This window comes from Klebsiella variicola, assembly GCF_000828055.2.
Lineage (GTDB): Bacteria > Pseudomonadota > Gammaproteobacteria > Enterobacterales > Enterobacteriaceae > Klebsiella > Klebsiella variicola.
The window spans coordinates 827883-845610 of record NZ_CP010523.2; the positions used below are offsets into that span (position 1 = coordinate 827883).

Annotated in this window: 19 protein-coding genes and 1 tRNA gene; 12 read left to right on the forward strand and 8 right to left on the reverse strand. The window is 57.4% G+C overall.

Going from position 1 to position 17728, the window contains the following annotated elements; translation table 11 throughout:
- Positions 1-9 precede the first annotated feature (9 nt).
- The 4 genes from dsbC (at position 10) to lysS (ending at position 5173) form a co-directional block, all read left to right on the forward strand.
- Positions 10-723 carry a bifunctional protein-disulfide isomerase/oxidoreductase DsbC gene (gene dsbC, locus SP68_RS03940; RefSeq protein ID WP_008806425.1) on the forward strand — a complete coding sequence of 238 codons (714 nt, stop codon included), beginning with the start codon at positions 10-12 and terminating at the stop codon, positions 721-723.
- Between the two features lie 5 nt (positions 724-728).
- On the forward strand, positions 729-2462 hold the full coding sequence (gene recJ / locus SP68_RS03945; RefSeq protein ID WP_008806424.1) for a single-stranded-DNA-specific exonuclease RecJ: 1734 nt from the start codon (positions 729-731) through the stop codon (positions 2460-2462).
- Between the two features lie 85 nt (positions 2463-2547).
- A protein-coding gene (gene prfB / locus SP68_RS03950) for a peptide chain release factor 2 (protein WP_012540595.1) occupies positions 2548-3646 on the forward strand; the annotation gives its coding sequence in 2 pieces (ribosomal slippage) (positions 2548-2622 and positions 2624-3646; 1098 coding nt in all).
- 9 nt (positions 3647-3655) lie between these two features.
- Positions 3656-5173 (forward strand): lysine--tRNA ligase, encoded by a 1518-nt coding sequence (gene lysS / locus SP68_RS03955; RefSeq protein WP_008806422.1) that lies wholly within the window; start codon positions 3656-3658, stop codon positions 5171-5173.
- Positions 5174-5408: 235 nt separating this feature from the next.
- On the opposite strand, the gene idi is transcribed toward lysS, so the two are convergent.
- The gene (gene idi, locus SP68_RS03960) at positions 5409-5963 is read right to left on the reverse strand and encodes an isopentenyl-diphosphate Delta-isomerase (RefSeq protein WP_032733796.1); all 555 of its coding nucleotides are present in this window, start codon (positions 5961-5963) and stop codon (positions 5409-5411) included.
- A 313-nt stretch (positions 5964-6276) separates the two neighbouring features.
- Between idi and actS the strand changes: the two genes are divergently transcribed.
- Both actS and SP68_RS03970 read left to right on the forward strand, forming a co-directional pair.
- A complete protein-coding gene (gene actS, locus SP68_RS03965) occupies positions 6277-6990 on the forward strand; it encodes an amidase activator ActS (protein WP_040968861.1) in 714 nt (237 codons plus the stop codon).
- Positions 6991-7070: 80 nt separating this feature from the next.
- Positions 7071-7144: transfer RNA gene (locus SP68_RS03970), tRNA-Gly, on the forward strand.
- A 167-nt stretch (positions 7145-7311) separates the two neighbouring features.
- On the opposite strand, the gene SP68_RS03975 is transcribed toward SP68_RS03970, so the two are convergent.
- Positions 7312-8700: an MFS transporter gene (locus tag SP68_RS03975; protein ID WP_040968860.1), complete on the reverse strand. Its 1389-nt coding sequence runs from the start codon at positions 8698-8700 to the stop codon at positions 7312-7314.
- Between the two features lie 129 nt (positions 8701-8829).
- Here SP68_RS03975 and SP68_RS03980 point away from each other — a divergent pair, with 129 nt between their 5' ends.
- Positions 8830-9759 (forward strand): LysR family transcriptional regulator, encoded by a 930-nt coding sequence (locus SP68_RS03980; RefSeq protein WP_008806405.1) that lies wholly within the window; start codon positions 8830-8832, stop codon positions 9757-9759.
- 360 nt (positions 9760-10119) lie between these two features.
- On the opposite strand, the gene SP68_RS03985 is transcribed toward SP68_RS03980, so the two are convergent.
- The 4 genes from SP68_RS03985 to SP68_RS04000 are packed head-to-tail and all read right to left on the reverse strand — an operon-like array spanning position 10120 to position 12870.
- Positions 10120-10923: a carboxymuconolactone decarboxylase family protein gene (locus tag SP68_RS03985; RefSeq protein WP_040968859.1), complete on the reverse strand. Its 804-nt coding sequence runs from the start codon at positions 10921-10923 to the stop codon at positions 10120-10122.
- Between the two features lie 32 nt (positions 10924-10955).
- The gene (locus SP68_RS03990) at positions 10956-11975 is read right to left on the reverse strand and encodes an aldo/keto reductase (RefSeq protein ID WP_040968858.1); all 1020 of its coding nucleotides are present in this window, start codon (positions 11973-11975) and stop codon (positions 10956-10958) included.
- 20 nt (positions 11976-11995) lie between these two features.
- Positions 11996-12559 carry an NAD(P)H-dependent oxidoreductase gene (locus SP68_RS03995; RefSeq protein ID WP_022064931.1) on the reverse strand — a complete coding sequence of 188 codons (564 nt, stop codon included), beginning with the start codon at positions 12557-12559 and terminating at the stop codon, positions 11996-11998.
- A 2-nt stretch (positions 12560-12561) separates the two neighbouring features.
- Positions 12562-12870 (reverse strand): superoxide dismutase, encoded by a 309-nt coding sequence (locus tag SP68_RS04000; protein ID WP_004151785.1) that lies wholly within the window; start codon positions 12868-12870, stop codon positions 12562-12564.
- Between the two features lie 138 nt (positions 12871-13008).
- Between SP68_RS04000 and SP68_RS04005 the strand changes: the two genes are divergently transcribed.
- Positions 13009-13908, forward strand: a complete 900-nt coding sequence (locus SP68_RS04005; protein WP_012540606.1) for a LysR family transcriptional regulator — start codon at positions 13009-13011, stop codon at positions 13906-13908.
- Positions 13909-14077: 169 nt separating this feature from the next.
- Positions 14078-14353: a hypothetical protein gene (locus SP68_RS04010; protein ID WP_008806400.1), complete on the forward strand. Its 276-nt coding sequence runs from the start codon at positions 14078-14080 to the stop codon at positions 14351-14353.
- A 3-nt stretch (positions 14354-14356) separates the two neighbouring features.
- On the opposite strand, the gene SP68_RS04015 is transcribed toward SP68_RS04010, so the two are convergent.
- Together SP68_RS04015 and SP68_RS04020 are read right to left on the reverse strand one after the other, a co-directional pair.
- Complete coding sequence (locus tag SP68_RS04015) at positions 14357-14929, reverse strand: DUF1349 domain-containing protein (protein ID WP_012540607.1); 573 nt, start codon at positions 14927-14929, stop codon at positions 14357-14359.
- Between the two features lie 18 nt (positions 14930-14947).
- Positions 14948-15241, reverse strand: coding sequence for a YciI family protein (locus SP68_RS04020; RefSeq protein ID WP_008806398.1), 294 nt, complete (start codon positions 15239-15241; stop codon positions 14948-14950).
- Between the two features lie 219 nt (positions 15242-15460).
- Here SP68_RS04020 and SP68_RS04025 point away from each other — a divergent pair, with 219 nt between their 5' ends.
- From SP68_RS04025 to arsC, 3 genes are read left to right on the forward strand one after another with little or no spacing between them, the layout of a single operon-like run.
- On the forward strand, positions 15461-15790 hold the full coding sequence (locus tag SP68_RS04025; RefSeq protein WP_008806397.1) for a metalloregulator ArsR/SmtB family transcription factor: 330 nt from the start codon (positions 15461-15463) through the stop codon (positions 15788-15790).
- 51 nt (positions 15791-15841) lie between these two features.
- Positions 15842-17134 (forward strand): arsenic transporter, encoded by a 1293-nt coding sequence (locus tag SP68_RS04030; protein ID WP_040968857.1) that lies wholly within the window; start codon positions 15842-15844, stop codon positions 17132-17134.
- 9 nt (positions 17135-17143) lie between these two features.
- Positions 17144-17566: a glutaredoxin-dependent arsenate reductase gene (gene arsC / locus SP68_RS04035; RefSeq protein ID WP_008806395.1), complete on the forward strand. Its 423-nt coding sequence runs from the start codon at positions 17144-17146 to the stop codon at positions 17564-17566.
- Positions 17567-17728: the final 162 nt, after the last annotated feature.

Sequence of the window (17728 nt, forward strand, 5' to 3'; positions counted from 1 at the left end):
GGACTGAGTATGAAAAAAGGTTTATTGATGTTCACTCTGCTGGCAGCCTCGCTTTCCGGCGCGGCGCATGCCGATAGCGCGGCGATCAAACAGTCGCTGGCGAAGCTGGGTGTGCAGAGTACTGATATTCAACCGTCGCCGGTTTCCGGGATGAGCACGGTGCTGACCGACAGCGGCGTCCTGTACGTTACCGACGATGGCAAACACATCATCCAGGGGCCGATGTACGATGTGAGCGGCGCGCAGCCGGTCAACGTCACCAACCAGTTGCTGGTCGGTAAGCTGAACGCACTGAGCAACGAGATGATTGTCTATAAAGCGCCGAAGGAGCAGCACGTCATTACCGTCTTTACCGACATCACCTGCGGCTACTGCCATAAACTGCACGAGCAGATGAGCGACTACAACGCACTGGGCATTACCGTGCGCTATCTGGCCTTCCCGCGCCAGGGGCTGCAGAGCCAGGCCGAGCAGGACATGAAGGCCATCTGGTGTGCGAAAGATCGCAACAAAGCGCTGGATGACGCCATGAACGGCAAAGGCGTGCAGCCGGCAAGCTGCAATGTGGATATCGCCAAACATTACACCCTCGGCGTGCAGATGGGCGTCAACGGCACCCCGGCGATGGTTCTCAGCAACGGTATGGTGTTGCCGGGCTATCAGGGGCCGAAAGAGCTGAAAGCGTTCCTCGACGAGCATAAAAAACAGACAAGCGGTAACTGATTCGCGTGAAACAACAGATACAACTACGACGCCGTGAGGCGGTTGACGGCGTCGATCTCCCTGCCGACCTGCCGCCGCTGCTGCAGCGGCTGTATGCCAGCCGCGGGGTGCGCAGTGCGCAGGAGCTGGAGCGCAGCGTCAAAGGCATGCTGCCGTGGACGCAGCTCACCGGCGTTGAAAAAGCGGTTGAAATGCTGCATGAGGCTTTCGAGAAAGGGTTACATATTGTGGTGGTCGGCGATTTTGATGCCGACGGCGCCACCAGTACCGCCCTTAGCGTGCTGGCGCTACGCGCGCTGGGCTACGGTAACGTCTCCTATCTGGTGCCCAACCGTTTTGAAGACGGCTACGGTTTAAGCCCGGAAGTGGTCGATCAGGCGCACGCTCGCGGCGCGCAGATGATCATGACCGTTGATAACGGCATTTCGTCACATGCCGGTGTCGATCACGCCCATGCGTTGGGCATTCCGGTGCTGGTGACCGATCACCACCTGCCGGGCGAGACGCTACCGGCGGCCGAGGCCATCGTTAACCCTAACCTGCGCGATTGTGACTTCCCGTCGAAATCACTGGCCGGGGTGGGGGTGGCGTTTTATCTGATGCTGGCGCTGCGTACTTTCCTGCGCGATAAAGGCTGGTTCGACGCCCGCGGCATAGCCGCGCCGAACCTGGCTGAGCTGCTGGATCTGGTGGCGCTGGGCACCGTCGCGGACGTCGTGCCGCTGGATGCCAACAACCGCATCCTGACCTGGCAGGGGTTAAGCCGCATTCGCGCCGGCAAATGTCGGCCAGGCATTAAAGCGCTGCTGGAAATTGCCAACCGTGACCCGCAAAAACTGGCGGCCAGCGACCTCGGTTTCGCCCTTGGGCCGCGCCTCAATGCGGCGGGGCGGCTGGATGATATGTCCGTCGGCGTGGCGCTGCTGCTGTGCGATAACATCGGCGAAGCGCGCGTGTTAGCCAATGAGCTTGATGCGCTCAACCAGACGCGTAAAGAGATTGAACAGGGGATGCAGGCCGAAGCGTTGACCCTGTGTCAGCAACTGGAACGCAGCAGCGACACCCTGCCTGGCGGGCTGGCGATGTACCATCCGCAGTGGCATCAGGGGGTGGTCGGCATTCTGGCATCACGCATTAAGGAGCGCTTCCATCGCCCGGTTATCGCTTTTGCGCCGACCGGCGACGGCACGCTGAAAGGTTCCGGCCGCTCTATTCAGGGGCTGCACATGCGCGATGCGCTGGAGCGCCTGGATACGCTCTATCCGGGACTGATCCTGAAGTTCGGCGGCCATGCTATGGCGGCGGGTTTATCGCTGGAAGAGGCGCGCTTTGAGGAGTTTCAACAGCGCTTCGGCGAACTGGTGACCGAGTGGCTGGATCCCGCATTATTGCAGGGCGAGGTGGTCTCCGACGGCCCGCTGGCGGCGACGGAGATGAGCATGGAAGTGGCGCAGATGCTGCGCGATGCCGGACCATGGGGGCAGATGTTCCCGGAACCGTTGTTTGATGGCCGTTTTCGCCTGCTGCAGCAGCGGCTGGTAGGCGAGCGTCACCTGAAAGTGATGGTCGAACCGGTTGGCGGCGGCCCGCTGCTGGACGGTATTGCTTTCAACGTTGATACTTCCATTTGGCCGGACAACGGCGTGCGCGAAGTGCAGTTAGCCTACAAGCTCGACATCAACGAGTTCCGCGGCAACCGCAGCCTGCAGCTGATCATCGATCACCTCTGGCCAAATTGACAACAGTGTATGAATAAGGGCGCGAATCCGGTAGAATTCCGCTCTTATCACCGCATTTTGACAAATCCATTAAAAGAAACCGACCATGTTTGAAATAAATCCGGTAAAAAACCGCATTCAGGACCTCACGGAGCGCTCCGACGTTCTTAGGGGGTATCTTTGACTACGATGCCAAGAAAGAGCGTCTCGAAGAAGTAAACGCCGAGCTGGAACAGCCGGACGTCTGGAACGAACCTGAACGCGCCCAGGCGCTGGGTAAAGAGCGTTCTTCTCTGGAAGCCATTGTGGATACCCTGGATCAGATGTCCCAGGGGCTGGAAGACGTGGCTGGTCTGCTGGAGCTGGCGGTTGAAGCCGAAGACGAAGAGACCTTCAACGAAGCGGTTGCTGAGCTGGACGGGCTGGAAGAGAAGCTGGCACAGCTTGAGTTCCGCCGCATGTTCTCCGGCGAATACGACAGCGCCGACTGCTACCTCGATATTCAGGCCGGTTCCGGCGGCACCGAAGCCCAGGACTGGGCCAGCATGCTGATGCGCATGTACCTGCGCTGGGCGGAAGCCCGCGGCTTTAAGACCGAAATCATCGAAGAATCCGAAGGTGAAGTTGCGGGCATTAAATCCGTGACCATCAAAATCATTGGCGATTACGCCTACGGCTGGCTGCGTACGGAAACCGGCGTTCACCGCCTGGTGCGTAAGAGCCCGTTCGATTCCGGTGGCCGTCGTCATACCTCCTTTAGCTCGGCGTTCGTTTATCCGGAAGTGGATGACGATATCGATATCGAAATTAACCCGGCCGATCTGCGTATCGACGTTTATCGCGCATCCGGCGCCGGTGGACAGCACGTTAACCGTACGGAATCCGCGGTGCGTATTACCCACATCCCGACCGGGTTGGTGACGCAGTGCCAGAACGACCGTTCGCAGCACAAGAACAAAGACCAGGCCATGAAGCAGATGAAAGCGAAGCTTTATGAGCTGGAAATGCAGAAGAAAAATGCCGAGAAGCAGGCGATGGAAGACAACAAGTCCGACATCGGCTGGGGCAGCCAGATCCGCTCTTACGTGCTGGACGACTCGCGTATTAAAGATCTGCGTACCGGGGTGGAAACCCGCAATACTCAGGCGGTGCTCGACGGCAGCCTGGACCAATTTATCGAAGCAAGTTTGAAAGCAGGGTTATGAGGAACCAACATGTCTGAACAACAAGCACAGGGCGCTGACGCGGCAATTGACCTTAATAATGAACTGAAAACCCGCCGTGAGAAGCTGGCCGCGCTGCGTGAGCAGGGCGTCGCTTTCCCGAACGATTTCCGTCGTGACCATACCTCTGACCAACTGCACGCTGACTTCGATGCGAAAGAAAACGAAGAGCTGGAAGCGCTGAACGTTGAAGTGGCCGTTGCTGGCCGCATGATGACCCGTCGTATTATGGGTAAAGCGTCTTTCGTTACCCTGCAGGACGTGGGCGGCCGCATTCAGCTATACGTCGCGCGTGATGACCTGGCGGAAGGCGTTTATAACGACCAGTTCAAAAAATGGGATCTTGGCGACATCATCGCCGCCCGCGGTAAGCTGTTCAAGACTAAAACCGGCGAGCTGTCCATCCACTGCACCGAGCTGCGTCTGCTGACCAAAGCCCTGCGTCCGCTGCCGGACAAATTCCACGGCCTGCAGGATCAGGAAGCGCGCTATCGTCAGCGTTACCTCGATCTGATCTCCAACGATGAATCTCGCAACACTTTCAAAGTGCGTTCGCAGATCCTGGCGGGTATTCGTCAGTTCATGGTTGGCCGCGGCTTTATGGAAGTGGAAACCCCGATGATGCAGGTGATCCCGGGCGGTGCTTCCGCGCGTCCGTTCATCACCCATCACAATGCGCTGGATCTGGACATGTACCTGCGTATCGCGCCGGAACTGTACCTCAAGCGTCTGGTGGTTGGCGGCTTCGAACGCGTCTTCGAGATCAACCGTAACTTCCGTAACGAAGGGATCTCCGTTCGTCATAACCCAGAGTTCACCATGATGGAACTCTATATGGCATACGCGGATTACAAAGATCTGATCGAGCTGACCGAATCCCTGTTCCGCACCCTGGCGCAGGACATCCTCGGCAACACTGAAGTGCCTTACGGCGACCAGGTGTTCGACTTCGGCAAGCCGTTTGAAAAACTGACCATGCGCGAAGCGATCAAGAAATACCGTCCGGAAACCGAGATGGCGGATCTGGATAACTTCGATTCCGCGAAAGCGATCGCTGAGTCCATCGGCATTAAAGTTGAGAAGAGCTGGGGTCTGGGCCGTATCGTGACCGAGATCTTCGAAGAAGTGGCGGAAGCGCATCTGATTCAGCCGACCTTCATCACCGAATACCCGGCGGAAGTTTCTCCGCTGGCGCGCCGTAACGACGTGAATCCGGAAATCACCGACCGTTTCGAGTTCTTTATCGGCGGCCGTGAAATCGGTAACGGCTTTAGCGAGCTGAACGACGCTGAAGATCAGGCGCAGCGCTTCCAGGATCAGGTTGATGCGAAAGCCGCCGGCGACGACGAAGCGATGTTCTACGACGAAGACTACGTCACCGCGCTGGAACACGGCCTGCCGCCGACCGCTGGTCTGGGTATCGGTATCGACCGTATGGTCATGCTGTTCACTAACAGCCACACCATCCGCGACGTGATCCTGTTCCCGGCGATGCGTCCGCAGAAATAATCGCCCTTCGCGAAATACAAAAAACCCGGCTTGCCGGGTTTTTTTATGTCTGATGTGAGGGCCGAAGCCTGACGTAGTCCGGCTCAGTGCAGCGCAAGCCAGGGGATCCCGGATAGCGGTATAAACGCCTTATCCGGGCTACGCAATGGCGCAGAACCGTAGGCCTGTGCAAGCGTAGCGCCGCCAGGCATTAATGACAGGCACAAGGCTGCGCCTGGCCTGGAGAATAGTCAGCTTACCCGCGCAGACGCGCAACGAAATCGATCAGCGCCTGGCGGGCGTCCTGGTTTTCCGCTTCCAGTACCATCCACGGGCTAAACGCCCACGGCGTGGCGGCCAGTGCGCTTAACATCGTTGCCAGGTCAACCCACTGATAATCCATGACTTCATCGTCGTTAGGCTGCACTTGGCTGACCACGCGCGCGGCATACACCGGGCACACTTCGTTCTCAACGATGCCGTTGGGGGCGACCGCCCGGTAGCGGAAGGCCGGGTGAACCGGCGCGATATCGGCGATCTCCACGCCGAGCTCGAAGCGGCAGCGGCGCGTGACGGCCTGCTCGAAGGTCTCGCCCTGCTGGGGGTGTCCGCAGACCGAGTTAGTCCACACCCCGGGCCAGGCTTTTTTGCCCAGCGAACGACGGGTGACCAGAAACTGACCCTGCTGATTAAACAACCAGCAGGAAAACGCGAGATGTAAAGGGGTATCAAGCGTGTGGGCGGCATACTTCTCCAGCATACCGGCAGGTTGATCCTGCTCATCCAGTAAAATGACGTGTTCCCCGGCCATGACGACTCCTGAAAATAAAAAATGACCCGGCACAAACCCGCCGGGTCATGTACTCAGGCCACTAGGGTAGCTCATAAATGGGAGAAAGGCATTACCAAAACAAGCCCTGGAGGCTGGTCTGCGAGCGGCAGCCTGGGACTGCGGGGCGTGCCCTCCACGACGTGCGGTATGAACGTGAATCTTTCCGTCGCTGGCCGAACGTGATGCCAGAGGGTCATCTGTTAGCCTTCAGGGATGACGCCCTGCGCCGCGGGCTGGTATGATATTCGCCCTGATTGCGAGGTAAGTGGTTGTGTTAAGTGCAGGATGCCTGATGATGAAACGCTTTTATATGACACTGATGCTGGCGACAAGCCTGGTGCTGGCCGGTTGCTCCAGCACCTCCGACTCCGGTGCCACCTATACCGTCAAACGTGGCGATACCCTGTACGGCATCTCGCGCACCACCGGCACCAGCGTTCGCGATCTGGCTCGTCTGAATAACATCTCGCCGCCTTACACCATTGAGGTGGGGCAGAAGCTGAAGCTCAACGGCAGCGGCGCGTCAAAGACGACGAAGAAAAAAACTTCCTCTACGCGCACTGCGGCGGTCACCCCTTCATCTGCGGTACCTCAATCCTCCTGGCCGCCGGTGGGACAGCGCTGCTGGCGCTGGCCGACCAGTGGCAAAGTGGTCCTGCCTTATTCCACCGCCGATGGCGGCAATAAGGGCATTGATATTGCCGGGACCCGCGGGCAGCCGGTGTATGCCGCCGGGGCGGGCAAGGTGGTGTATGTCGGCAACCAGCTGCGCGGCTATGGCAACCTGATCATGATTAAGCACAGCGAGGATTACATCACCGCCTACGCCCACAACGATAAGCTGATGGTGAATAATGGCCAGAGCGTGAAGGCCGGCCAGCAAATTGCCACCATGGGCAGTACGGATGCCGACTCTGTGCGCCTGCATTTCCAGATCCGCTATCGGGCCACGGCCATCGATCCGCTGCGCTATCTGCCGCCGCAGGGCAGTAAACCTAAGTGCTAAAAGGTTATTTTATCGCCAGTCAGCATCTGGCAGGCTTGTCACAGGGTGCGTAAGGGCTATAATGCTTCTCGCACCTCTTCGCGGGCGTAGTTCAATGGTAGAACGAGAGCTTCCCAAGCTCTATACGAGGGTTCGATTCCCTTCGCCCGCTCCAAACTCCAGTCTCCTGACGTCTTCTAAACTCACTTCTCCCTTGATAAATCAGCGGTTATAGCTTTCTGTCAGTCTATTGAACTCCGACGGAGGACTCCACTTTGGTTGCGGGATCAGCGTTTTGCGCTGCTGGCGCTGGAGTAGTCGCGTTTAGTGATATTTTCGCATTTATCCTGTTTCCGCAGGATGAGTAATTTTACGCAACCGGCTCGCGCTGACGATGACCGATACCGCAGAGGCCGCGGCAGCGCTCCACAGCGCAACATGAATTGACCTTTCATCTGCTGCCAGCAGAACGGCTACGGCGGCGGCTCCCAGGCACTGCCCGAAAGTGCGCATAATGGATAAAACACCGGACGCATAACTCGCGTGCTCACGAATAACGTTTGAGAGCATTTCCCGGTTATTGGGACTCTGAAAGCAGCCAAACCCTATTCCGCACACCAGACTTCGCAGGCAGATATCCCACATTGAAGGGCTGGCGGGTAACGTCGCCAGCAGGATCAAACCGATGACAAAAATCACCAGCCCCAGGGTGGATATCGCCGGGGCTGATATCGTGTCCGCCCAACGGCCTGCATGCGGCGCAATCAGCACGATCCCTAACGGCCACGGCGTAAACAGCAGGGCAGACACTACCGGACTGTAGCCGTATTCGCTCTGAAACAGGAAGGGTAGCGCAATAAAGGTGATCCCCTGGCTGACAAAAGCAACCATCGACGTGAAGGCCGCGAGGGTAAAACGTTCATTTTTAAACATGGTCGGCGGCAGTAAGGGATGATCCGTGCGGCGGATTTGCCAGATAAAAGCCATGCCGCTCAGCGCAGCGAGAGCCATCCAGCAAAGGCTGCCGAATTGAGAAGTAGCGTTCTGTAGGCTGTTCGCCGCCATGATCGTCGAACCCAACAGCAGCGCCGACAATATGGCGCCCAGGGTGTCGAAGGGCGCCTGCATAGGGATCGCATCCCGCGGCAGCGCTCTGACCGCCAGCAGTAAGGCGAGGGTGCCGGGAAGAACGTTTATCGCAAACAGCCATTGCCAGCTCAGGGTGTGAAGGATCGTACCGCCCAATACCGGGCCGATAGCGGAGCTGGAGGCAATGAGCAGGGCATGGAATCCCAGAATGCGGCCAAGTAATCGTCCGGGAAATACGGACCTGAGTATTGCGGGGGCAATACTCAGCGTCGCCGCGCCGCCGATCCCCTGAAGCACGCGCATACCAATAAGCACTTCGGGCTTATTCGCCAGCGCGCAACCCAGTGATGTCAGGGTAAAGGTCGTCAGGCCCGCCAGAAATACGGGGCGATAACCCAGACGGGCCGCAAGCGCCGCGAATATCGCCAGCGTCATCGCAGCCGCCAGCAGATACCCGTTGGCGAACCAGACGGCAATACTGGCAGGTACCTGCATCTCCTGAGCCATTGAGGGGAGGGCAATGTTGATCATGGTGCCATCAAACACGCCCATTAAGGTGGTGGTCATTATTGCGGCCATCACCCGTGCGCGCGCCGGGCCAGGCAGTCCTTCGTCGCCGGGTTGACTGGAAAAGAGCGTCATCATTTGTCCTCTGAGAAGAGTGTATGGATGACAAAACTATAAAGATGGCTTTTACTGGGCGGAAGACGCACTACTTTCACTTTATTGTTGCATCAAACGCCTTATCTTAATGTGCTGGGAGGAAGGGTAATGTCTGATCCCGATTTTAATTTGCTGGTAGCACTCGACATATTGCTGAGTGAAGCGAGTGTCGCAGGTGCGGCACGTCGTCTGAACCTCAGCACCTCGGCCATGAGCCGGACATTAAGCAGGTTACGCGATGTCACAGGAGACCCGATCCTGGTGCGCGCCGGGCGTAACATGGTACTGACCCCGTGGGCCGAAGCGACCCGGGATCGCGCCAGGCGTGCAGTGCACGAGGCCAGGGCAGTATTGCAGCCCTCAACGGAAACGTTCTGCGCGAGAAGTCTGGCGCGTCTTTTTACCATCAGGGCAAACGATGGCTTTGTGGTGGCGTTTGGGCCTGCGCTCATAGCAGCGGTTGCCGACGCCGCGCCGGATGTCTGTATACGCTTCGCGCCCAAGCCGGAAAAAACGTCGCGCTATCTTCGGGAAGGGCTGGTTGATCTGGAGATTGGCGTTCAGAGTAATATGGGGCCAGAAATACGGCTGCAACGACTGTTTGAGGATCGGTTTGTTGGCGTCGTGCGTAAAGGGCACCCGCTGGCTAAGCAGGCAGAAATAGGCGTGGGTGATTATGTCGCCTGGGGCCATGTGGTAGCGTCACCCGATGGCGCGTTGCACGGATCCGTCGACGATGCGCTGGCCGAACTGGGGACAAAACGTAAAATTGCGAGCGTCGTACCGGGATTTCCGACAGCCCTGTCCGTGGCGCTGGAATCGGATCTTATCGCCATGATACCCGCACTCTATTTACTCAATCAGCAGGTAACGGACCAGGTACATGTTTTCGAGCTGCCGTTCAAAAGCCGTCGTATTACGGTATCGCAGATGTGGCACCCAAGAATGGAACGCGACCCCGGTCACCGCTGGCTGAGAGAGCAAATTCTTGCGATATGCGGTGTGGGGAGGTCAGTCATGACTAAGGAGCCTGTATAGCGATTGCTATAACATCAATTTATATTAAATGAATAGTTCAAATTACTGATATTTAAGATAAAAAATCAAACGAAGTAGCGGTGTAGTAACTAAATTGAGATGCCCATCTCTGACCAAATAGACATGTCCGCGCTACCGTCTCGCTACAGCGATCGCTGCTTTCAAAGGATGAGACTCATGACGGCATACGGAACGGAAATTTTCTCAATGAGCGATGTGAACAGACTCACTATCGAAGTCTCCATACTTCGATAGACCGTTTATGTTCTTTCCGCGAGACCTAATCGAAAGCCCTCCTGGTACCTTTAAATTAACAGTTAACGATAAATAAAGGACAGCTTCCCTGTCCTTTATTCTTTTTTATTCAGTTTTGCTTTCGCGCGATCGCAATACCTCGCCGACCACCGGGGCGGCGGTAAACGCGTTTGGCCATCCCGCGTAGAACGCCGCCTGGGCGACTACTTCTCCGGCCTCTTCAGCCGAAAGCCCATTATCCATGGCTCTGTTCAGGTGGTAGCCAATCTGCGCGCTCTGTCCGGCGGCGATTAACGCGCTGACCGTCACCAGACTTCTGTCGCGGGGCGTAAGCGCGGGCCGTTGCCAGAGGTCGAGAAACAGCGGGTCGGCGGTAAATTTAACCAGGCCAGGCGAAATGGGGCCGACATTTTTTTCCACGGTGTCTGCACGCTGTTTCTCTACCTGTTCATTGAGTGGCAGCAGCGTTGGCGAGGCGGCGGGCAGGGCCTCTGCCGTGATGCCGCGGGCTGCAAAGATCGCTTTGGTCACGCTGACGGCTGACATTGCATTGGGCCAACCTGAGTAGAACGCCAGATGGGTAATGATCTCTGATACTTCCGCTGGCGTCACGCCGCTATCGAGCGCAACGGCAATATAGTGCTTCAGCTCGCCTGGCTGGTTGCGGGCAATCAGCATGGCTACGGTCACGATGCTACGGTCCCTGGGCGAGAGGGCTTCGCGTGTCCACAGATCTTCAGTAATTGCTTCTCGACCAAAGCGTGCCAGCGCCGGTGAGACCGCGTGAATATCAGCGTCCACAAGGGTGGAGGGGGTAATTTTCATCATAGCTTCATCTCTTTGTTCGTTGGCATAAGTAAAATCAGACAGCACAAGCGACAAGGCTGCCGCGGCAATCACGTTTTTCATGTTTTATTCTCCCTGCTGAACAGGACAGAGGGTTACCGCGTCCACACCTGATGATGGTCTTTGGCTTGCGGCGTGTTTTGCGCCATCACGCCTGTGAGAACGTGCGGCTGGTAGGCCTCTTCCAGATAGCGGATCTCCTCAGAACTGAGCCGCAGGTTCACGGCGCTGACCGCACCGTCAACATGGTGCTTTTGCGTGGCGCCGACCACCGGGGCGGTGACTTTAGTCAGCAGCCAGGCCAGCGAGATTTCGGTCATGGAGACCTGATGCCGTTCGGCAAGTTCGGCGACGCGCGCAATAATGATCCGATCCTGCTCTGCCGTGCCGTCGTATTTCCCCCGGGCATAATCATCTTCCACCGCTCGCCGCGTGTAGCCTTCTAAACGCGAGAGACGGCCGCTGGCCAGCGCGCTATAGGGGGTCATGGCGATATTATCTTCTGCGCACAGCCCGAAGAGTTCTCGTTCGTCTTCACGCATAATCAGGTTGTAATGGCTTTGCATGGAGACAAAGGGCGTCAGCCCTTCGCGTTCAGCAAGGGCGTTCGCCTTCGCCAGCTGCCAGGCATAGCAATTGGAAATGCCAATCGCGCGCACCTTGCCGGCGGTCACGGCGGTGTGCAGCGCCTCCAGCACGTCGATAACCGGGGTGTTGTGATCCCAGATGTGATAGATGTAGAGGTCGATGTAGTCCATCCCGAGGTTTCGCAGACTCTGGTCGAGCGAGCGGGCTATCGCCTCTTTTCCGCTGATCCCCTCGGCTATCTGGGCAGCGGTTCGTGGCAGAAACTTGGTGGCCAGCACCACCTCCTCGCGTTTTGCCATCTCCCGCAGCGCCCGGCCAACGTACCGCTCACTGGAGCCGTTCTGATAGGCGATGGCGGTATCGTAAAAATTGATGCCCTTTTCGAGGCCGTAGCGAATGATGTCCCGGCTTGCTGTTTCGTCCAGCGTCCAGCGATGCTGGCCCGTCAACGGATCGCCAAACCCCATACATCCCATGCAGATGCGGGAGACCAGTAAGTCACTTTTACCGAGCCGGGTATACTGCATCGTTATTTTCTCCCTTTGGGTTATTCCACCAGAGTTTTCAGCTGCGCGATCAGTCTGGCCGCGTGCTCCCGGGCACGCGCTTTTTGCTGGGCGATTTTGTCGGCATCCCGGTCGGCGTAGCTGATGCCGCAGGTATAAACCGGCGCCAGCAGCTCAAGATTGCACAGCCTGGCCGTGGTCTCGAAAGGAAGGAGGTACTCTTCAATGGCGTGGCCAAAGAAACCGTCAGTGGTGTAGAGCGCTTGCGGCGCCCCGGTGGTGAAAGAGAGAAGCAGTTTTTTACCGCCCAGTTTCGCCGTTGAGCCGTGAGCAAAGCCATGAACAAAAACCTCGTCCAGCCACTGTTTCATTAACCCGGGCAGCCCATACCAGGAAAAAGGAAACTGCCAGACAATCACATCGGCCCTGAGCAGGCTTTCCTGCTCTGCGCTGATGTTGATGTTGCCGTGCGGATAGAGCCTGTCCAGACGGCGGATTTCCGCGTCGGGCAGGGCGGTCTCCACTTCGTCGAGGATGGTGGCGTTGGCGATGGAATGGTTGAGGTCCGGATGTCCGGAAACGATAAGGATATGAGGCGTTCCCATCGTTACTCCTGATGTTTAAATTCGGCTGAGAAGAGATTTTCCCAGCTAATAAACGAGCCGAGTGGAATACACTCGAAGGTTAATAAACCCGCTTTTGCCAGCGGAAATTCGGCCATGACGTTATTCGCCTCTTCCACGGTGTCGCATTCGAGGAAAATAGCGACGCCGGGTCGGTCCTGACGGAAATAGATGTCGCGGATAAAGCCAGACTTATACAGTCCCCAGGCATGCAGGGCTTCCGCGGTAAGGTGCGGCGCATAGTGTTCCAGCGTCGCGCCGGGCGCGGGAATATCCAGACATAAAATTCGCATCGTTGTCTCCGGAAAGTCGTTATCAGCGGGAAGAGACAAAAGTATACGAGCCCCTGGTGGCGAAGATTAGGCGGTCATTGACTTAAGAATATTTAGCCTGTACTTAATAATCAGGCGAGGTTGGCTTAAGGAGATGCTATGAATAACGCGCTTTATAATCAGATACGCATTTTTCAGAGCATTGCGCGCGAAGGCACTATCTCGGCCGCCGCAAGGAAATTAGAAATCACACCGCCGTCGGTCAGCAATGCGCTCAAGCTGCTGGAAGAGCACATTGGTCATCCGCTTTTTGTGCGTACGACCCGGCGAATCGAGCTGACGGAAACCGGGCAACAGCTGCTGGAGCAGACTGCGGCGGCGGTGGAGGTTCTGGAAACATCGCTGGAGAGCCTCCGCGACCAGAATCAGGAACCCTCCGGAGCAGTGAGAATAACCCTCTCGCGCTTTGCCTACCTGCTTATTTTGAAACCGGCGATGGCGGCATTTTGTCAGCAATATCCGGGGATCCAGCTGGAAATATCGGTCTATGACGGTACCGTCAATATTATTGAAGAACGATTCGACCTGGGGATCCGCTTTGGCGATATTCTCGAAGGCGGAGTGGTCGCCCGCCCGTTAATGAAGCCGTTTCGGGAAGGGTTATATGCCTCCTCAGCCTATCTGGCCGAATATGGCGTGCCTGCGGTACCCGCCGATCTCAACCATCACCGGCTGATTGGCTATCGCTTTATTACCAACAACCGCATCCTGCCGCTGATCCTCAATGACCACGGCGAGCAGCTCACCGTCGAGATGCCGGGGCAGTTAATCAGCAATGATATTGACGTCATGGCCGACGGTATCCGCCATGGACTGGGGATTGGCCGCTTGTTTGAACCCATCTGGCGGCTACAGCCCGATCGTGAACAGTTTCTACCGGTGATGGAGGACTACTGGAAAACCTATCCGCCGGTTTATCTCTATTACCCGAAAAACGCGGGCAGAACGAAAAGGGTGAAAGCCCTAATTGATTTTCTGATAGCGCATACCGCGGAATAGAGGTTATTTGCGTGCGAAATGTCTGAAGGCACCGGCCCTGTCTTTCTCTCAGCCTTAACCCTATACTCCCTGCGGATAACGCGTTTTTATCGCGGTGCATTTTGCCGTGCAACGGCTCATCCCATCGTCAACGCGATGGACGGGGAATATCAATAAGGGAGAGGCAGCAATGGGCAGACGCTTCATGGTCTGTATGTTCGCGCTGGTGGCGTTTTCGGCCAGTGCAGCGCAGGGCGTTCACGGTGGCCATAACGGGCAGTCGGTAATAGCTGGCGCCGACGGCGGCAACGGTTCGAACGGCGGCGATAGCGATAATTCCTCGGGTCGGGCAGGGTGCCCGGGCGGCACCGATCCCGATAAGCACGGCCATTTTTACCTGCCCGGCACCCGCGAACCCTGTAATCCCGGGCCCCAGGATGCAGAGAAAGTCGGGTCTTCCCGCTAGCGTTCAGCTCAGATCGTGCAGCGCTTTGTCTGATGGCGGGGAAAGCTGAATATCCTGAAACTCAACCGCCAGTCCCCCGCGCTCCGGTGAGCAGCACATGACGCCCGCTTTCACCGGGCCTGGCGGAAAGTAGCCGAGCCGCAGCAGCGGCCAGCGCTCGCCGTCGGTCGAATACTGCAGCCTTAACGCATCGCCCTTGCGGGTCAGCCGCAGCCAGAAGGTGCGCGGGTCGCCGGGAAAAAGCCCGGTGGCCCAGTCGGAGTGGGTTAGCGTCAGTACGCTGCCGATGGCCGGGGCATCGTCATTGAATTCAATCCCCGCCTTCAGCCAGGTCTGCTCGTCCGCCATCATCATTAGTCCAGCCTGGTCGTAAAGCGTGGTGAAATCGGCACATATTTTTGCCTGCAGGGTAAAATCACCTTCCACCTCAGTAGCATAAAGATGCCCAGAGAAACGCTCGAAGCCATACCAGGTATGGCGCCAGAAGTCGGTATGCTTATCGGTGACCACCGTCAGGCCGTCAGTATCGCGGCGCCACTCGGCAGGTTCATTGATCCAGTGAAAGGACGGCTGCATTTTTCCTCCGGGATACGCTTATAACAGCGACTGCAGTACGGGTGACGCCATGCTGGCCTCAAAGGGAATAATCTCGGTACGGGCGAGACCCAACTGCTGGAAGGGATCCTGACTCAGACGCGATTCCAGCATTTCCCGGCTGGCGCATTTCGCCAGAATCACCCCGCCGGTGCGGGGAAGGCGGCGGCCGGAGGCGAGAAAGAGGCCGTCAGCATAGCCTTTTTTGAGCCATTCGACGTGGGCGGGAATGGCGTCGTCCACCTCTTCGAGCGGTTTTATATACGTTAAAACAACCACATAAAGCGTACTCATCCTGAAAACCCTGTCAATCCGATGGGATCGCCAGCCTGACACATTTCGATGAGGGATAAAAGAAAGCGCGGTATTTTTCCGTGCTATTGCGCAAGGGAGGGCGTGTAGCCACTCAACGGGGGCTTATCGCAGGTGTGAAATAACACATATGTTTTTACGAATGTATATTGATCTTTATTGGTGGTTCCGTATGCTGTCCGTCACGCTTGAGGAGAAATCATGTCTTTATTGCCCCTGCAACTGTTCAAAAACCTCGCCGATGAAACCCGGCTGGGGATCGTATTGCTGCTCAAGGCGCGTGGAGAGCTGTGTGTTTGCGATCTCTGTACGGCGCTCGCCCAGTCCCAGCCCAAGATCTCCCGCCATCTGGCGATGCTGCGGGAAAGCGGGCTGCTGCTGGATCGTAAACAGGGTAAATGGGTCCATTACCGCCTCTCTCCGCAGATGCCGGCCTGGGCGGCGCAGGTGATTGAGCAGGCCTGGCTCAGTCAGCAGGACGATGTGCGGATGATGGTTTGCAGACTGGCTGACGGGGCGGGTTGTCAGTAAAAATCTTATCTAAACATATCTGTTTTTTCGAATGTGATTGACGGGGTGATCATGTTGCTGGCAGGCGCGATTTTTGTCCTGACCCTGGTGCTGGTGATCTGGCAGCCGCGGGGTTTAGGGATCGGCTGGAGCGCGGCCTTTGGCGCGGCGCTGGCGCTGGCCACCGGTGGAGTACAACTAGCCGATATCCCGGTGGTGTGGCATATCGTCTGGAATGCGACCGCCACCTTTATCGCCGTTATCATTATCAGCCTGCTGCTTGATGAGTCTGGCTTTTTTGAATGGGCCGCTCTGCACGTTTCCCGCTGGGGAAGAGGGCGGGGTCGTCTGCTGTTTACCTGGATTATCCTGCTCGGCGCCGCGGTGGCGGCGCTGTTTGCCAACGACGGCGCGGCGCTGATCCTCACCCCCATCGTGATTGCCATGCTGCGAGCGCTGGGATTCAGCAAGGGAATGATGCTGGCCTTTGTCATGGCCGCCGGATTTATTGCCGATACCGCCAGCCTGCCGCTGGTGGTGTCGAATCTGGTGAATATCGTTTCGGCAGATTTCTTTGCCATCGGCTTCAGGGAGTACGCTTCGGTGATGGTGCCGGTCGATCTCGCGGCGATCCTCACCACCCTGGCGATGCTGCACCTGTTCTTTCGCCGGGATATCCCGCCGGCCTGGGATATGGCGTTACTGAAAGCGCCGGTCACGGCGATAAAAGATCCGGCGACGTTCCGCACCGGCTGGGGCGTGCTGCTGCTGTTGCTGGTCGGCTTTTTCGTTCTTGACCCGCTGGGGATCCCGGTCAGCGCCATCGCGGCGCCGGGAGCGGGGATCCTGTTTGCTGTCGCGAAGCGCGGGCGGGTGATTAACACCGGCAAGGTGCTGCGCGGCGCCCCGTGGCAGATCGTGATCTTCTCGCTGGGAATGTATCTGGTGGTGTATGGCCTGCGAAACGCCGGGTTAACGGATTATCTGACCACGGTGCTGAACATGCTGGCGGAGCGCGGGCTCTGGGCCGCGACGCTGGGCACCGGTATCCTGTCGGCCTTCCTCTCTTCAATAATGAATAATATGCCCAGCGTACTGGTCGGCGCCCTGTCGATTGATGGCAGCGCGGCAACAGGGACGATCAAAGAGGCCATGATTTATGCCAACGTCATCGGCTGCGATCTGGGGCCCAAGATCACGCCAATTGGTAGCCTGGCCACGCTGCTCTGGCTGCATGTGATGGCGCAGAAGCACATCACCATCGGTTGGGGGTATTATTTCCGCTGTGGCATTACCATGACCCTGCCGGTGCTGCTTGTGACGCTGGCCGCGCTGGCGCTGCGTCTCTCCTTCAACCAGCCATGAGAACGTACTATGAGCATCACCATTTACCATAACCCTGACTGCGGCACCTCGCGTAATACCCTGGCGCTGATCCGCAACAGCGGCGCTGAGCCCACCATTATCTATTATCTGGAGACGCCGCCATCGCGCGATGAGCTGCGCCAGCTGATCGCCGCGATGGCGATCCCGGTACGTGCCCTGCTACGGAAAAACGTTGAACCCTACGACGCGCTGGGGCTGGCGGAAGACCGGTTTACTGACGATCAGTTAATCGACTTTATGCTTCAGCATCCGATCCTGATTAACCGTCCGATCGTGACAACGCCGCGGGGCACCCGACTCTGCCGCCCATCAGAGGTGGTGCTGGAGATCCTGACGGCGTCGCAAAAAGGCGCGTTCGTGAAGGAAGACGGTGAGCCAGTCATTGATGCCGCAGGGCAGCGTGTGAAATAACTCGCGAAAGGCGCCGGCTTTGACTCCCGGCTGCCTCACTTCCCCTCCCGTCATCCTCCGCGACAAACACTGTGGGCCAGGATAGTCCCTGATAGAGAAATATTGCCACTTAGCGTGGTTTCTACATCATTCCACCTGTTTTCCTTACTTTTTCTGTCGTTA

Excerpts from the sequence above, each read along its gene's own strand:
- dsbC (WP_008806425.1), top strand. The coding sequence starts at position 10 with ATGAAAAAAGGTTTATTGATGTTCACTCTGCTGGCAGCCTCGCTTTCC.
- lysS (WP_008806422.1), top strand. The coding sequence starts at position 3,656 with ATGTCTGAACAACAAGCACAGGGCGCTGACGCGGCAATTGACCTTAAT.
- idi (WP_032733796.1), bottom strand. The coding sequence starts at position 5,963 with ATGGCCGGGGAACACGTCATTTTACTGGATGAGCAGGATCAACCTGCC.
- actS (WP_040968861.1), top strand. The coding sequence starts at position 6,277 with ATGATGAAACGCTTTTATATGACACTGATGCTGGCGACAAGCCTGGTG.
- SP68_RS03975 (WP_040968860.1), bottom strand. The coding sequence starts at position 8,700 with ATGACGCTCTTTTCCAGTCAACCCGGCGACGAAGGACTGCCTGGCCCG.
- SP68_RS03980 (WP_008806405.1), top strand. The coding sequence starts at position 8,830 with ATGTCTGATCCCGATTTTAATTTGCTGGTAGCACTCGACATATTGCTG.
- SP68_RS03985 (WP_040968859.1), bottom strand. The coding sequence starts at position 10,923 with ATGAAAAACGTGATTGCCGCGGCAGCCTTGTCGCTTGTGCTGTCTGAT.
- SP68_RS03990 (WP_040968858.1), bottom strand. The coding sequence starts at position 11,975 with ATGCAGTATACCCGGCTCGGTAAAAGTGACTTACTGGTCTCCCGCATC.
- SP68_RS03995 (WP_022064931.1), bottom strand. The coding sequence starts at position 12,559 with ATGGGAACGCCTCATATCCTTATCGTTTCCGGACATCCGGACCTCAAC.
- SP68_RS04000 (WP_004151785.1), bottom strand. The coding sequence starts at position 12,870 with ATGCGAATTTTATGTCTGGATATTCCCGCGCCCGGCGCGACGCTGGAA.
- SP68_RS04005 (WP_012540606.1), top strand. The coding sequence starts at position 13,009 with ATGAATAACGCGCTTTATAATCAGATACGCATTTTTCAGAGCATTGCG.
- SP68_RS04010 (WP_008806400.1), top strand. The coding sequence starts at position 14,078 with ATGGGCAGACGCTTCATGGTCTGTATGTTCGCGCTGGTGGCGTTTTCG.
- SP68_RS04015 (WP_012540607.1), bottom strand. The coding sequence starts at position 14,929 with ATGCAGCCGTCCTTTCACTGGATCAATGAACCTGCCGAGTGGCGCCGC.
- SP68_RS04020 (WP_008806398.1), bottom strand. The coding sequence starts at position 15,241 with ATGAGTACGCTTTATGTGGTTGTTTTAACGTATATAAAACCGCTCGAA.
- SP68_RS04025 (WP_008806397.1), top strand. The coding sequence starts at position 15,461 with ATGTCTTTATTGCCCCTGCAACTGTTCAAAAACCTCGCCGATGAAACC.
- SP68_RS04030 (WP_040968857.1), top strand. The coding sequence starts at position 15,842 with ATGTTGCTGGCAGGCGCGATTTTTGTCCTGACCCTGGTGCTGGTGATC.
- arsC (WP_008806395.1), top strand. The coding sequence starts at position 17,144 with ATGAGCATCACCATTTACCATAACCCTGACTGCGGCACCTCGCGTAAT.